We start from the raw sequence: 13,217 nt of genomic DNA on the forward strand, positions 1-13,217 counted from the left end.
CTTCTGCATGGGCAAGTTCATCTACGAAGGTGGAGTGAAGACCGAGGTCGAGGATCGCGCTCTGACGCATCTGCAGCTCGTCATCACCGCCAAGCTGCGCAGAGGTGAGCCGTTCCCGTTCAGCTGGCGTGAGGATGCCAGCGTCGGCGGTGGCCGCACCACCGTGTGGATCCAGCCCGGCAGCTCCCTGGTCTTCAAGTACTTCGGCAGCAGACAGCCGTCGATCAACCGCGCCTGGATCGAGGCACTGGCCTTCACCGCGAACGCGCCGAGCGGTCTCTACCTCGTTCCCGAGCCGGCAGAGGCCGGTGACGCGCCAACCAGCTCTGCCGAACTCCCGGTCACACCACCTGTGTAACGCGACCGGGGCGGCACGCGTCGCACGGATCGTTCCTGCGCGCGAGTTGTCAACCCCCGTGCATCGCGGTGCGCGCGGCGGCAGGATCGCACCCCATGACGGTCATCGGATACCACGCCTCCCATGAACAGCTGCCCCCGGGGATGCTCCTCTCCGCTGTGCGGCTTGCCGAGTCGGTCGGCTTCGACGCGGCGATGTGCTCGGATCACCTCGCTCCGTGGACGCGGGCGCAGGGCGAATCCGGATACGCGTGGAGTTGGCTCGGGGCAGCACTCGCCCGGACGGACTTTTCGATCGGGGTGGTGACCGCACCGGGACAGCGGTACCACCCGGTGATCGCCGCGCAGGCGATGGCCACATTGGAGGAGATGTTCCCCGGCCGGTTCTGGGCAGCCCTCGGCAGCGGTGAAGCTCTGAACGAACACGTCACCGGCGACTCGTGGCCGACCAAAAGCGCCCGCGAGGGTCGCCTTCGTGATTGCGTTGCAGTCATCCGACGGCTCCTGACCGGAGACCGGATCAGCTTTGACGGAAGCATCCGTGTGCATGACGCGCAGATATGGAGTCTGCCGGCGTCACCGCCGCCCCTGCTCGGTGCGGCAGTGAGCCCGGAGACGGCCGAGTGGGTCGCGGAATGGGCCGACGGCTTGATCACCGTCGGATCGGATGCCGCCGCCACCCAGGAGGTCCGGGCGGCGTACCGCGGTGCGCGAGGAACCGGCGAGACCGCGTTGCAGGTGCACGTGTGTCTCGAAGAGAGCGACGAGGAGGCCCTCCGGGTCGCCGGCGAGCAGTGGTCGCATGCCACCGCGCCACCGGGGCGCATGTGGGATGTCGAGCAACCCGAGGATTTCGAGGAGCTCGCCGACCCGACGGAGGAGGCGCTGCGGAAGGCTGTCCTCATCGCCCATTCGACCGAAGATCTCGCCGACCGGATCGCGCGGGCCGCCGAAGGGTTCGACCAGGTATACCTGCACCATGTGGGCACCGACCAGGCCGCGTTCCTACGTCGCTGTGAAACCGAACTCCTCCCGGCGCTGCGGAGCCGGATATGAGACCGGCCGACACGAGCGATCTCTGGTGGCGCACCGCTGTCATCTACTGCCTCGACGTCGAGACCTTCCAGGATTCGGATGGCGACGGCATCGGCGATCTCGAGGGCATCGCCACCCGGATCGACTACCTGGCCGACATGGGCGTCACGTGCCTCTGGCTGATGCCCTTCCAGCCCACCCGCGACCTCGACGACGGCTACGACATCACCGACTTCTACGGAGTGGATCGGCGGCTGGGAGATATCGGGCACGTCGTCGAGTTGCTGCGCATCGCCCACGGCCGAGGGCTCCGAGTGATCATCGACCTCGTGGTGAACCACACCTCGGACCGGCATCCTTGGTTCGTGTCGGCCCGCCGGTCGCGCACCTCCCGCTACCGCGACTACTACGTGTGGCGGGACAGCCCGCCCCGCGTCCAGCAGGCCACTGTGTTCCCCGGCGAAGAGAGCAGCGTGTGGGAGAAGGACGAGAAGAGCGGGCAGTACTACCTGCACAGCTTCTATCGGCACCAACCCGACCTCAATCTCGCCAACTCCGAGGTGCGCGCGGAGATCGCCAGGATCCTCGGATTCTGGACCGAGCTCGGCGTCGACGGATTCCGGATCGACGCGGTTCCTTTCCTCATCGAGAACGAGGGCGCACCGAAGACGGCAGATCCGCACGACTTCCTCCGCGAGCTACGCCGTTTCGTGACGCGCAGGCGCGGGGAGGCGGCGCTGCTGGGCGAGGTGAACCTGCCGCACAAGGCGCAGCTCGACTTCTTCGGGAAGAAGGGAACGGAGCTCGACCTGCAGTTCGATTTCGCGACGATGCAGGCGTGCTTCCTCTCCTTCGTCCGGCACGACGCCGCGCCGCTCGCCAAAGCCCTGCGCACCCGTCCCGTGATCGACGTGCGGCAGGGGTGGGCGATGTTCCTGCGCAACCACGACGAGCTGACCCTCGATCAGTTGAGCGAGGACGAGCGCCAGGAAGTGTTCGAGGCACTGTCACCGGACGAGGAGCAGCGCGTCTACGGTCGGGGGATCGTGCGGCGATTGGCGCCCATGCTGCAAGGGGATCCTCGCCGCCTTCGAATGGCGTACAGCCTCATGTTCGCCCTGCCCGGCACACCCGCGCTCTTCTACGGCGAGGAGATCGGCATGGGGGAGGTGCCCGGCTGGGGGGACCGAATGGCGGTCCGCCCTCCCATGCAGTGGCGACCGGAGAAGAACGGCGGATTCTCGACGGCTTCCCGATCCCGCGTCCCGACCGCGCTCGCCGAAAGCGGATACGGACCGGATCGGGTCAACGTGCATGATCAGCAGCGCGATCCCGACTCGCTGCTCTCCTTCATCAAGACGCTCATCTCGCGCTACCGGGAAGCTCCGGAGATCGCATGGGGAGCACTCACGGTTCTGGACGTGGAGGATTCGACGGTCCTCGCGCACACTCTGAGCGCGGAAGGGGCCACATTCCTGGCCCTCCACAACTTCAGTGACATCCCGCGGCGGATCGAACTCTCCACCCGGGACATCGGCGGGGAGCAGCTGCTCGACCTGCTCGGCTCGGCAGCCGCGATCGCCGCCGAGCGCGGCACGTTCGAGATCGATCTGGACCCCTATGGCTTCCGCTGGTGCCGTGTGACGCCGGAATAGCCGAAGGCGTGTCAACCCCCTGGGGTTCTCGGGACGGGCATCGGATGCTCGACAGACCGGATCCACGACTCGAGGAGAGATCACGATGGCAGACAACACCCCCGATCCCCGGACCCTCCACACCGACGGCCCTTTCCCTCCGCAGCAGCAGGACCAGCCGGGGCTGACCGATGAGACGCGTCCGACGCCCGACCACGGCGAATCGAGCTACGTCGGCCACGGCCGGCTCGAGGGGCGGCGTGCGCTGATCACCGGCGGCGACTCCGGCATCGGACGGGCGGTCGCGATCGCCTTCGCCCGAGAGGGCGCGGATGTCGCGATCGTGCACATGGCCGAGGAGCAGGACGACGCGGATGCGACGCTGGAGCAGGTGCGGGAGGCGGGCCGCAAGGGCGTGGGTCTCGCCGGCGATGTGCGCGAGGAGTCCTTCGCCACGGATGCCGTCGCCCAGGCGCGCCGGGAGCTCGGCGGTCTGGACGTCCTCGTTCTCAACGCCGCCTTCCAGCATGACATCCAGGGATTCGAGACGCTCCGCACCGAGGACATGCGCCGCGTGTTCGAGACGAACCTGTTCGGTCTGCTCTTCTCGGCGCGCGCTGCCTACGCCGATCTGGAGGCGGGAGCGAGCATCATCGTCACGGCATCCATCCAGGCCTGCAACCCGTCCCCTGGGCTCATCGACTACGCGATGACCAAGGCGGCGCAGGTCGCCTTCGTGAAGGCGCTCGCAGAAGAGGCGGGCCCGCGCGGCATCCGGGTGAACGCCGTCGCGCCGGGGCCGATCTGGACCCCGCTGATTCCGGCCACGGGGTGGGATGCCGACAAGATCGCCTCGTTCGGGCAGGACACGCCCCTGGGGCGTGCCGGCCAGCCCGCCGAGCTCGCCGGCGCCTACGTCTACCTCGCATCGGAGGAATCGTCGTACGTGTCGGGTGCGGTGCTCCCGGTGACCGGAGGCAAGCACCTCTGATACGGCGTCGCCGAGGTTGTCCCGAAGCGGCGTGATGCCCCAGGCTGGGGTGCGTGCAGTCGAACGCGTCACCTCGTCCTCTCGTCGGTATCGCGCTCGTCATCGGGTCGTGCCTGTCGCTGCCCTTCGGGGCCGCGATCGCGACCCAGCTCTTCCCGGTGCTCGGCGCCTGGGGCGTGACTTCGCTGCGCATCGCCATCGCCGCGCTTCTGCTCGTCGTCATCGTGCGACCTCGCCCGCGCGGCTGGACCCGTGAGCAGTGGACGGCTGCCGCGCTGTTCGGACTCTCGCTCGCGGGGATGAACGGCTTCTTCTATGCCGCCATCGACCGCATCCCGCTCGGCCCCGCCGTCGCCATCGAGTTCCTCGGCCCTCTCATCCTCGCGGCGGTGCTCACCCGGCGACTCGCGGATGCCGCGTGGGTGGGTGTCGCTCTGCTCGGGATGGCATTGCTCGGCGTCGACGGGATGATCGGCGCAGATCCGCTCGACCCGCTCGGCGTGCTGTTCATCCTGATCGCGGCCGGGTTCTGGGTGATGTACATCCGCATGAGCGCGCGCGTGGGAGCGGTGATCCCAGGAACCTCGGGTCTGGCCGTCGGTCTGGTCATCGCCGCGGTGCTGCTGCTGCCGGTCGGCGTGCCTGCGTCGATCACCGTCGTGGGAGACGGGCAGCTGATCCTGCTCGCGGTCCTCACAGCCGTGCTCTCGTCGGTGATCCCGTACAGCTTCGAGCTCGCCGCGCTCCGCCGTCTGCCGCAGCGCGTATTCGGGGTGCTGCTGAGCCTCGAGCCCGCCTTCGCGATCCTGGCCGGCTGGCTCGTGCTCGGACAGGATGCGACGCCGTTGCGGCTGGGAGCCGTCGCTCTGGTCGTCGCGGCGAGTGTCGGAACGACCGTCGGCGTGCGCGGGGCGCGCCGCCGCGCGGATGCCGAGGCGCGGGACGACGGCGATGCGCCCACGGTTTTCACCGGACCGATCCCGCTCCCGGACTGACAGCGTCCGGCAGCGGGAACCGTCGGCGCAGCAGCATCCGCTGCACGAGGGTCCAGACGACGGTCACGGCGAGGTACACGGCCGCGGCGAGCGGGACGAGCACCGCGAACACCGCCGTCAGGTAGTGCATCGCCGCCACCACCCGCAGCATGCCGGGTGAGTTCAACGGCGAATCATCGAGCGGCGCCGGCCGGAAGACCCGGCGGGTGACCTCGGCGACGACGATCATCAGCGCGAGGAGCCCGGCCCACACGAGAAGCGTCGCTGCGCCCGCCGTGCCGTCGAGCACGGCCGAGACGAAGCTGGTGCCCAGCGGAGCGCCGAGCAGATCATGGGTGAGCAGCTCATTCGGGTGCCCGGCGATGTCCGGTCGCAGGAACAGGGTGTACAGGATGCCGATCACCGGCGCCTGGGCGAGCACGGGCAGCATCCCGGCGAAGGGCGAGGTGTTCTCACTCCGGTACAGCGCCATGGTCTCGCGCTGAAGACGCTCCGGGTTCTTCTTGTACCGACGCTGGAGTTCGCGCAGCTTAGGGGCGAGACGGGCGCGGGTCTGCTCGGCCTTCGCCTGCGAGACGCCGACCGGGATGAGGAGCGCGCGCACCAGCAGGGTGACGAGAACGACCGCCATCGCCGCGGCGGCGGCTCCGGCGAGAGGTTCGAGAGCGGTGGAGAGGCCGGCGAGCGCGCCGTAGGCGGCGTTCAGGAGCGCGGCGAGAGGGGGGAAGGCAAAGGGGTCCATGAAGGTCCGTTCGTGACGTGGGGGAAGGGTCGGCCGAAGCCGCGTTTCCCGAGCCAGGAAGGACGGGCTACGCGGCGGGCACGACTCCCGGCGCACGAGGACGCGGATGCCCAGCGGCATCAGGGTCGCTCTGCGGGAGGAGGGTTCCGATGTCGATGGCGCGACGTGGATGCGGCGACCCGCCGCCACCGGCGGGAAGCGCGCTGAGCGCCACGGCGAGTGTCAGAACCGTGACGGCGACGATCGCGATGGCGAGCCCCAGGGCGGCGGCATCGGGTGCGGAGACGAGTCCGAGCGCGGTGAGGACGATGCTCAGCATCTGCCCGAACCACTCGCCCATGTGCGCGCCCCCTTCGGTGCGAGAGTACCACCGGCGGCTGGACGACCCCACGCGCCTCGATCCTCCCAGCCGGGCGTAGCCTCGGAGGATGAGTGATCTGCGCACGCTGCTCGGCATCGAGCATCCGATCGTCCTCGGCCCGTTCGGCGGGCTCTCCTCCGTCGCGCTGACGGCAGTCGTGAGCGAAGCCGGCGGCCTGGGCTCATACGGCCTGTACGGCTACGACGGCGACCGCATCCGGTCGACGGCTGCAGAGCTGCGCGCGGCGACGTCACGGCCGTTCGCCCTGAACCTCTGGCTGCCCACCGGAGACGAGGTCGAGCCGAACCCTCAGCACGCGATCTTCGCGCAGGCGCTCCAGCCGTTCTTCGAGGCGGTCGGCATCGAGACGCCGGCGCGTCCGAGCAGCTACCTTCCAGACCTCGCCGAACAGTTGGATGCGATCTGGGACGCCGCCCCGGCGGTGCTCAGCTTCGTGTTCGGCGTTCCCTCGGCGGAGGTCGTCGAGGAGGCGCATCGTCGCGGCATCCGCGTCGTCGGCACCGCCACCACTGTGGCCGAGGCGAGGGCCCTCGCCGACGGCGGAGTCGATGCGGTCGTCGCCACGGGCTCTGAGGCCGGAGGTCACCGCGTCTCGTTCCTGCGCCCGGCTGAGGAGTCGCTCGTCGGGACCTTCGCGCTCGTGCCGCAGGTCGTCGACGCCGTCCCGGTTCCCGTGATCGCGGCCGGCGGCATCGCCGATCGTCGCGGAGTGGCCGCCGCGCTCGTCCTCGGCGCGTCCGGCGTGCAGGTGGGCACCGCGTTCCTCGCGGCGGCGGAGTCGGCGGCGAATGACGCGCATCGTGCGGCGATCGGCTCGACCGCCGCCGATGAGACGGTGCTCACTCGGGCGATGAGCGGGCGACTCGCGCGCGGCGCACGCAACCGGGTGGTGCGCGCGATCGAGGCCAGTGGCACGATCGCGCCCTTCCCGATGCAGAACTGGCTCACCGGGCGCTTCCGGACGGCCGCCGGTCAGCAGAACCTCGGAGAGCTGCAGTCGCTCTGGATGGGTCAGGCGGCGCCTCTTGCGCGCTCCGGTGCGGCGGACGGAGTCTTCGCGGAACTTCTCGCTGGTGTGCCGGCGCGCTAGAGGATGACGGTCGAGCGGCCGTGCACGATCACGCGGTCCTCGGCGTGCCACTGCACCGCACGGGCCAGCACCAGGCGTTCCACGTCGGCGCCGCGGCTCTGCAGCTCGGCGGCGGACTCGGAGTGGGTGACGCGGGTGACGTCCTGCTCGATGATCGGTCCCTCGTCGAGGTCCGCCGTCGCATAGTGCGCTGTCGCGCCGATGAGCTTCACGCCGCGGTCCTTCGCCCTGGCGTACGGGTTCGCACCGATGAAGGCCGGGAGGAACGAGTGATGGATGTTGATCACCGGGGCACCGACGCGCTCGATGAAGTCGTCGGTGAGTATCTGCATGTACCTGGCCAGCACCACCAGGTCGACATTGCCCTGCAGCAGCTCGAGCTGACGAGCCTCCATCGCCGCCTTGTCGCCGGAGGGGATGTGCACGAACGGCACCCCGAAGGTGCGCACGGACTCGGCGAGATCCGGGTGATTGGACACCACCATCGTGATGTCGATGTCGAGCTGTCCGCGCTGGGTGCGCCAGAGCAGCTCCATCAGGCAGTGGTCGTACTTCGACACGAAGATCGCGACGCGCTTGCGGCGTGCGACGTCGTGCAGCGACCACTCCATGCCGAAGCGCTCGGCGACGGCCGCGACGTCGGCCTCGAGTGCCGGACGCGCGGCGGACAGCCCTTCGAGGTGGATCACGGTCCGCTGGAAGAAGCGCCCGCCCTCGGCATCCGTCGAGTGCTGGTCGAGGGAGATGATGTTCGCCCCGTGCTCGGCGAGCACACCGGCCACGGCTGCGACGATGCCGGGCTGGTCGTCGCAGGCGATCAGGAGGCGGGCGGTATCGGGCTGGGACATGGGGACTCCTCGGACGTGTCAGTCGATTCTGCCGTGGATGCGGTGATCGGAACGAATCGCCGGGTCGCCGGGTCGCTAACCTGAGAGCGTGAACGCGGGCGACGTCGGACTGGTGCTGATCCCGCTGCTCGCGGTCGCGGCACCTCTGCTGGCGCGGGGAGTGCGCCCCGTGCTCCGCGTTCCGATCATCGTCTTCGAGCTGATGCTCGGGATTCTGGCAGGACCGGCGGTGCTCGGCTGGATCCAGCCGCACGAGATCCTGCAGAAGCTGAGCGACTTCGGTCTGGCGATGCTCTTCTTCGTCGCGGGGTCCGAGATCGACTTCCGTGCGGTGTCGGGGAAGCCGCTGATGCGGGCATCGATCGGCTGGGTGATCAGCGTCGGCCTCGGCGTCGGCGTCGGGTTCCTCCTCGCGCCGGGTGACGGCATGATCGTGATCGGGATCGCGCTGAGCTCGACCGCGCTGGGCACGCTGATGCCGATCCTGCGCGACGCCCGAGAGCTCGATACCCCGTTCGGCAGAGTGGCCACCGTGATCGGCGCCGTCGGCGAGTTCCTGCCCCTCATCGCCATCTCCGTCTTCCTCAGCGCCCGCACGACCCCGGTCGCGGCCGCGATCCTGCTCGCCTTCGTCGTGCTGGCGGCGCTCGCCGTCGTGCTGGCGCGCCGGCTGCCGCATGGAAGGCTGCACGCGTTCATCCGGGCGACCTTGCACACCTCCGACCAGTTCGGGGTGCGGTTCGTGCTGCTGCTCGTCGCCGCGCTGGTCGGGCTCAGCGTGCTGCTCGACCTCGACATGCTCCTCGGCGCCTTCGTCGCCGGAGCCGTGTGGCGCATCATCATGTCCCGTGCGCCGCGGGATGACGCGGCGGCGGTCGAGAGCAAGGTCGAAGCGGTCGCCTTCGGTTTCCTGGTGCCGATCTTCTTCCTGTACACGGGCGTGAACTTCGACCTCGCCGCCCTGCTCGCCTCTCCGGCGGCGCTCGGCCTCCTGCCGCTGTTCCTGGTCGCGCTCCTCCTGATCCGCGGGTCGGCGGCACAGCTGTCGGCCCCGCGCGGGATGAGCCAGCGCGACCGTACGGCTCTCGGGATGCTCGCCGCCACCGGACTGCCGATCATCGTCGCGGTGACGGCCATCGGCGTCGAGCGGGGAATGCTCGACAGCGGAACGGCCGCGGCGCTGGTGGGAGCCGGGATGCTGTCGGTGCTCATCTACCCGCTCGTCGCGATGACCCTCCGGGGGGATCGCGCGCGCGTCGTCGGACGGCCGCGAGGCGATGTGCGGCCGCAGGGGGAGCTGTGACGACCGCATCCGATCTGCTGACCGAAGCACGGGCCGCGCTCGCCGGCGCGCCGCAGGAGCGGCTGGGCGAAGAGCGCAGCTCGCGCTGGCGCGGGCAGCGCATCGTGCCGGTCGGTGCGGCCTGGCATCTCGGCGTGCTGCTGCTCACCGATACGCATGTGCTGGCGACGGCCGAGGTGCTGCGGGCCGCGGACCCCGGCCGTCGCGGCTACACCGCGGAATCTGCTCGCGCCCGAGCGGCGCGCAGGGAGGAAGCACTGCGCGGGGGCTTCGCCGAGGGCGAGGTGGTGCACGTCGGCTGGAGCGTCATCGACGTCCAGGCGGTGGACGCCGGCGGGTCATCCGGTCCTCTGGCCATGATCGACGGGGCTGCGGTTGTGCGCTGGAGCACCGCGGGTGGTTACATGCCACTGGAGGCATACCTGCGGGAGCGGATCGAACTGCTGCGCGGCTGAGTGGTGCGGTGTCGGTCAGGCGAAGGTCTCGGCGAACCGTCGGAGGAGGGCTGCGCCCTCGGTGACGGATGCCGCGAGCACCTGCCCCTGCACCGCGTCGAACTCGGAGGGGTCGAAGTATCCGGTCGTGCGGTAGAACGTCATCCGATCAGCGAAGTCGCGCGGGGTCGGCTCGGGGTGGAACTGCGCGGCGTACAGATGGGTGCCGACGCGATACGCCTGCACGGGGCACACATCGTTGGTGGCGAGCAGCTCGGCCCCGGGAGGGACGGATGCTGCACTCTCCTTGTGCGCGGTGAACACGGTCAGCGCGGGGGAGCTGGGTCCGAACACCGGGTCGGCGTCTCCCGCGGGAGTCGTGCGGATGACGGTGGCGCTCGCGGCCTCCGGCGTGTCGATCGTCACCTCGCCGCCCAGCATCCGGGTCACGACGCCGATGCTGAAGCACGTGAAGAAGCCGGCGAGATCGCCGGTGGCGGCCCGATGTGCGATGCGCTCCAGGTCGGCTTCGACACGGGCCTGCAAGGGGGACTTCTCCGCATCGCTGACGTTGAACGGCGAGCCGCCGACGACGATGCCCCGGTAGTGCGCGAGCCGGGCGGGATCCAGCGGCTCGGAGAGCAGATCGAGTCGATCGACGACGTCCACGCCGAGTGCTCGCCGGAACGAGGCGTGCTCGGCATCCGCCGCCCCGGTTTCCGGGCGCACGCACACGTAGAGAAGCGAGGCCATCAGGAGATTCTAACGTTCGGCTGACGCGGGGCTGCGGCCGCGGGTCAGCGGGAGGAGTTCGAGGTGCGCCCGCGGACGATGCCGACGAACGTCTCGACATCCGCGGTGGTGCGCTCTCGCGGCCAGACCAGCGCGACGGTCGACGTCGGCCCGTCGATGAGGGGCCGGTGGCCGGCATCCTTGCGGTGGTGCATCCGTGCCAGTGACATCGGCACCACGACGATTCCGGTTCCGGAGGCGGCGGTGGCGATGGCCTCCTCTGTCGTCGCCAGCGGCGGGAAGGCCGGGGCGAGCGTGCCGGGAAGATCGAGGGGGCCGAGAACGTCGTCGTCGGGAGTGATCAGCACTTCTCCGGCGAGATCCGCAGGCGAGAGCTCTTCCACGGCCATCAGATGCGAGTCGATCGAGGCGACGACGACCGGGGCCTCTTCGTAGAGGGTGATGATGTGGAGTGTGTCGTCCTCGAGCGGCAGACGGATGAGCGCCGCATCCAGGTCCTCGAGCGCCGCGCGCTGCCCCGCCGCCTCGATCGCGACCAGTTCCAGCGGCACGTGCGGCATCCGCTGCTTCCAGGCATCGATCCACTTGCCGGGTGTCGCGCCGGGGACCGCGCCGAGCCGGAATGTCCGGGGCTCCTCCGCCTCAGGCGCGGCGTCGAAGACGACCTTCGCCTGCTTCTGCTGGCGCTTCGTGGGCTGCGCCCTCGTGGACCCCGCGCCGACGGGACGCTTCCCGCCGCGCGCGGGCGCAGCCCTGCGGCCGCGCGCGCCACCCTGTTTCGCCATGCCTTCAGGGTATCGGGCCGCTCAGCGCGAAGTGCGCCGCTGCGCGTGGCGGATCAGGCCGGCTGCTCCGCCCACGAGTACCAGGGTGCCGACGCAGAGGAGCACGGTCGCCGTGATCGTGCCAGGGGTCATCCCCAGCGCCCAGTCCGCGACGCCCTCGCTGCGGTCCCGGTCGGTCAGAAGCCAGAGACCGATCGCCGACAGCGCGGCGAGGAATGCACCCCACACGATGGCGGCCCAGCGCGTGCGCGGTGCCGACTCCGTCGGAGCCGACTCTGCCGGAGTGGGCGCTGCCGGGATCGGTGTCGTGGTGTCGATGCTCATTCTTCGCCGTTCTTGTTCTCGTAGACCGTGATGGAGATCTCACCCGCGGCCTGATCGATGGTCATCTTCTGTCTCGTCACGATCGGTGCGCCGTTCGCGCTGATCGTCTCCTCGTAGACCCGATCGCCGTCCCCGTCGTCGCGCGGCTGCCACGTGCCCACCTCGATCACCGCTCCGGTCTCCGCGTCCACCCGCTTCCACACGATAGAGGCGGTGTCGACGGTCGCCTCGAGGTCGAGCTCCACACCCTCGGCGACGGCGATCAGCGTGCTGCCGGTCCCCTTGTCGACAGTCATCAGCGGAGGTTCGCTCTCATGCGGGTCGAGGGTGATGGTGAGGGTGCCGAACGGCTGCTGAAGTCCCAGAGAATGTGCGTTGCTCGCCCAGACATCGCCGAACGTGAACTGCCGCAGCGTGGCGACGCCCGTCGCGGTGGCACCGCCGAGCAGCACCAGGACCGTGAGGAAGGCGAGGAAGCCGCTGCGGCGGCGGAGCGCCCCGGCGACGATCATTCCCACCGCGAGCACCAGCGCGCCCGAGAGCAGTCCCGCGGCCAGCCGGAGGCGCTCGTCGCCCCCCGACCAGAGCCCCGTCGCGGCACCGGCCACCAGCGCCAGGCCGATGACCGACGCGACGAACGCGAAGCTCGCGCGGGGGTTGGACGCACGGCGGATCCGCCGGCGTTCTGCGGCCTCTGCGGCAAAGGCCGCCGCGATCGCCTGTCGCTCGCGCCGGCCCTGGTCGCGGGCGGCGCGCTCGGCATCCTGTTGCTGCCGGCGCCAGGCCTGATCCTGTTCCTTCCAGGCCGCGTGCTGCAGGCGCCACGCCTCGACGTCCTCGGGACTCTGCGGTCCGGCCGGAAGCGGGGCAGGGGCGAGCGGCGCGGGCTCGAGCAGAGCGGATGCCGGAGCCGCCGTGTCGGCGAGAGCTCCGGCATCCGTCTCGATCGCGTCTGTGGCGTCGACGGTACCCGTACCGTCGACGGCAGCAGACGCATCCGGGGCCGCGGAGACCGTGGAAGCCATCGACGGACTCGACGCGAAAGCGCCCGGGGTGCGGCGTGCGGCGCGCACGATGAGGAAAAGCAGTGAGCCGGCGAGGACGAGACCGACGATCCAGCCGAGGACCGACAGCGCCGACCAGTCGGCATACCAGACGCCGAAAAGGGACCCGGTGATCGGTGCCGTCGGGATCAGCCCGACGATCGCCATGGCGAGGATGCCGAGCTGCGTCGGCTGGAAGTCCTGCGCCAGCAGGTCGCGGGTGTGGATGCGACCGTCGGCGTCCGGCAGCAGTGCCCAGCCGACGGCGTAGAGGAAGATCGCCGGCAACCCGAACAGCGCCGCGACGACGAACACGCCGCGGACGATCAGCGGATCGATGCGCAGCCGCGCCGCAATCCCTGCGCAGACCCCGCCGAGCCACCCGTCGGAGCGGGCGACGCCGAGTCCGGAGACCCAGAGGAAGAACCTGTCGGAACGGAGCGCCTTCGCGGAGGGCGGGGTGGTGTCGGCAGCGGGTGGCGGCGCGGTCGGAATCGTCAT

The 13,217-nt window shown here is 70.0% G+C and carries 15 protein-coding genes; 8 read left to right on the forward strand and 7 right to left on the reverse strand.

What is annotated here, in order from left to right; genetic code table 11:
• The first annotated feature begins 7 nt into the window (after positions 1 to 7).
• From CUR96_RS01725 to CUR96_RS01745, 5 genes are all read left to right on the forward strand, one after another.
• Positions 8 to 358: an ATP-dependent DNA ligase gene (locus CUR96_RS01725; RefSeq protein ID WP_102191582.1), complete on the forward strand. Its 351-nt coding sequence runs from the start codon at positions 8 to 10 to the stop codon at positions 356 to 358.
• Positions 359 to 453: 95 nt separating this feature from the next.
• A complete protein-coding gene (locus tag CUR96_RS01730; protein WP_102191583.1) occupies positions 454 to 1,413 on the forward strand; it encodes a TIGR03885 family FMN-dependent LLM class oxidoreductase in 960 nt (319 codons plus the stop codon).
• The gene (locus CUR96_RS01735; RefSeq protein WP_102191584.1) at positions 1,410 to 3,047 is read left to right on the forward strand and encodes an alpha-amylase family protein; all 1,638 of its coding nucleotides are present in this window, start codon (positions 1,410 to 1,412) and stop codon (positions 3,045 to 3,047) included. The genes CUR96_RS01730 and CUR96_RS01735 overlap by 4 nt, the downstream gene beginning before the upstream one ends.
• Before the next feature lie 85 nt (positions 3,048 to 3,132).
• Complete coding sequence (locus CUR96_RS01740; protein ID WP_102191585.1) at positions 3,133 to 4,017, forward strand: SDR family oxidoreductase; 885 nt, start codon at positions 3,133 to 3,135, stop codon at positions 4,015 to 4,017.
• 53 nt (positions 4,018 to 4,070) lie between these two features.
• The gene (locus CUR96_RS01745) at positions 4,071 to 5,012 is read left to right on the forward strand and encodes an EamA family transporter (RefSeq protein WP_102191586.1); all 942 of its coding nucleotides are present in this window, start codon (positions 4,071 to 4,073) and stop codon (positions 5,010 to 5,012) included.
• Here the strand turns inward: CUR96_RS01745 and CUR96_RS01750 are convergent.
• The gene (locus tag CUR96_RS01750) at positions 4,984 to 5,754 is read right to left on the reverse strand and encodes a YidC/Oxa1 family membrane protein insertase (protein WP_102191587.1); all 771 of its coding nucleotides are present in this window, start codon (positions 5,752 to 5,754) and stop codon (positions 4,984 to 4,986) included. The genes CUR96_RS01745 and CUR96_RS01750 overlap by 29 nt on opposite strands.
• A 67-nt stretch (positions 5,755 to 5,821) precedes the next feature.
• A complete protein-coding gene (locus CUR96_RS01755) occupies positions 5,822 to 6,094 on the reverse strand; it encodes a DUF6412 domain-containing protein (protein WP_102191588.1) in 273 nt (90 codons plus the stop codon).
• An 88-nt stretch (positions 6,095 to 6,182) separates the two neighbouring features.
• Between CUR96_RS01755 and CUR96_RS01760 the strand changes: the two genes are divergently transcribed.
• Entirely contained in the window at positions 6,183 to 7,226 is a 1,044-nt protein-coding gene (locus tag CUR96_RS01760) for an NAD(P)H-dependent flavin oxidoreductase (RefSeq protein WP_102191589.1), read from the forward strand.
• On the opposite strand, the gene purU is transcribed toward CUR96_RS01760, so the two are convergent.
• Positions 7,223 to 8,074: a formyltetrahydrofolate deformylase gene (gene purU, locus CUR96_RS01765; protein ID WP_102191590.1), complete on the reverse strand. Its 852-nt coding sequence runs from the start codon at positions 8,072 to 8,074 to the stop codon at positions 7,223 to 7,225. The two genes, CUR96_RS01760 and purU, sit on opposite strands and share 4 nt — an antisense overlap.
• A gap of 88 nt (positions 8,075 to 8,162) precedes the next feature.
• Between purU and CUR96_RS01770 the strand changes: the two genes are divergently transcribed.
• The gene (locus CUR96_RS01770) at positions 8,163 to 9,377 is read left to right on the forward strand and encodes a cation:proton antiporter (protein ID WP_102191591.1); all 1,215 of its coding nucleotides are present in this window, start codon (positions 8,163 to 8,165) and stop codon (positions 9,375 to 9,377) included.
• The gene (locus CUR96_RS01775; RefSeq protein ID WP_102191592.1) at positions 9,374 to 9,832 is read left to right on the forward strand and encodes a glutaminase; all 459 of its coding nucleotides are present in this window, start codon (positions 9,374 to 9,376) and stop codon (positions 9,830 to 9,832) included. Before CUR96_RS01770 ends, CUR96_RS01775 begins: the two co-directional genes overlap by 4 nt.
• Before the next feature lie 15 nt (positions 9,833 to 9,847).
• On the opposite strand, the gene CUR96_RS01780 is transcribed toward CUR96_RS01775, so the two are convergent.
• Genes CUR96_RS01780 through CUR96_RS01795 form a run of 4 tightly spaced genes read right to left on the reverse strand, consistent with a single transcriptional unit; the run spans position 9,848 to position 13,217 of the window.
• The gene (locus tag CUR96_RS01780) at positions 9,848 to 10,564 is read right to left on the reverse strand and encodes a glutamine amidotransferase-related protein (protein ID WP_102191593.1); all 717 of its coding nucleotides are present in this window, start codon (positions 10,562 to 10,564) and stop codon (positions 9,848 to 9,850) included.
• A gap of 44 nt (positions 10,565 to 10,608) precedes the next feature.
• On the reverse strand, positions 10,609 to 11,349 hold the full coding sequence (locus CUR96_RS01785) for a LysR family transcriptional regulator substrate-binding protein (RefSeq protein ID WP_102191594.1): 741 nt from the start codon (positions 11,347 to 11,349) through the stop codon (positions 10,609 to 10,611).
• Between the two features lie 21 nt (positions 11,350 to 11,370).
• Entirely contained in the window at positions 11,371 to 11,673 is a 303-nt protein-coding gene (locus CUR96_RS01790) for a hypothetical protein (protein WP_102191595.1), read from the reverse strand.
• Complete coding sequence (locus CUR96_RS01795; protein ID WP_102191596.1) at positions 11,670 to 13,217, reverse strand: PspC domain-containing protein; 1,548 nt, start codon at positions 13,215 to 13,217, stop codon at positions 11,670 to 11,672. The genes CUR96_RS01790 and CUR96_RS01795 overlap by 4 nt, the downstream gene beginning before the upstream one ends.

Source organism: Microbacterium aurantiacum (assembly GCF_002872075.1).
Taxonomy (GTDB): Bacteria; Actinomycetota; Actinomycetes; order Actinomycetales; family Microbacteriaceae; genus Microbacterium; species Microbacterium aurantiacum_A.

What these genes read in the sequence shown, in the direction of transcription:
- CUR96_RS01725 (WP_102191582.1), top strand. Translation starts at nt 8, where the DNA reads ATGGGCAAGTTCATCTACGAAGGTGGAGTGAAGACCGAGGTCGAGGAT.
- CUR96_RS01730 (WP_102191583.1), top strand. Translation starts at nt 454, where the DNA reads ATGACGGTCATCGGATACCACGCCTCCCATGAACAGCTGCCCCCGGGG.
- CUR96_RS01735 (WP_102191584.1), top strand. Translation starts at nt 1,410, where the DNA reads ATGAGACCGGCCGACACGAGCGATCTCTGGTGGCGCACCGCTGTCATC.
- CUR96_RS01740 (WP_102191585.1), top strand. Translation starts at nt 3,133, where the DNA reads ATGGCAGACAACACCCCCGATCCCCGGACCCTCCACACCGACGGCCCT.
- CUR96_RS01750 (WP_102191587.1), bottom strand. Translation starts at nt 5,754, where the DNA reads ATGGACCCCTTTGCCTTCCCCCCTCTCGCCGCGCTCCTGAACGCCGCC.
- CUR96_RS01755 (WP_102191588.1), bottom strand. Translation starts at nt 6,094, where the DNA reads ATGGGCGAGTGGTTCGGGCAGATGCTGAGCATCGTCCTCACCGCGCTC.
- CUR96_RS01760 (WP_102191589.1), top strand. Translation starts at nt 6,183, where the DNA reads ATGAGTGATCTGCGCACGCTGCTCGGCATCGAGCATCCGATCGTCCTC.
- purU (WP_102191590.1), bottom strand. Translation starts at nt 8,074, where the DNA reads ATGTCCCAGCCCGATACCGCCCGCCTCCTGATCGCCTGCGACGACCAG.
- CUR96_RS01780 (WP_102191593.1), bottom strand. Translation starts at nt 10,564, where the DNA reads ATGGCCTCGCTTCTCTACGTGTGCGTGCGCCCGGAAACCGGGGCGGCG.
- CUR96_RS01785 (WP_102191594.1), bottom strand. Translation starts at nt 11,349, where the DNA reads ATGGCGAAACAGGGTGGCGCGCGCGGCCGCAGGGCTGCGCCCGCGCGC.
- CUR96_RS01790 (WP_102191595.1), bottom strand. Translation starts at nt 11,673, where the DNA reads ATGAGCATCGACACCACGACACCGATCCCGGCAGCGCCCACTCCGGCA.
- CUR96_RS01795 (WP_102191596.1), bottom strand. Translation starts at nt 13,217, where the DNA reads ATGACGATTCCGACCGCGCCGCCACCCGCTGCCGACACCACCCCGCCC.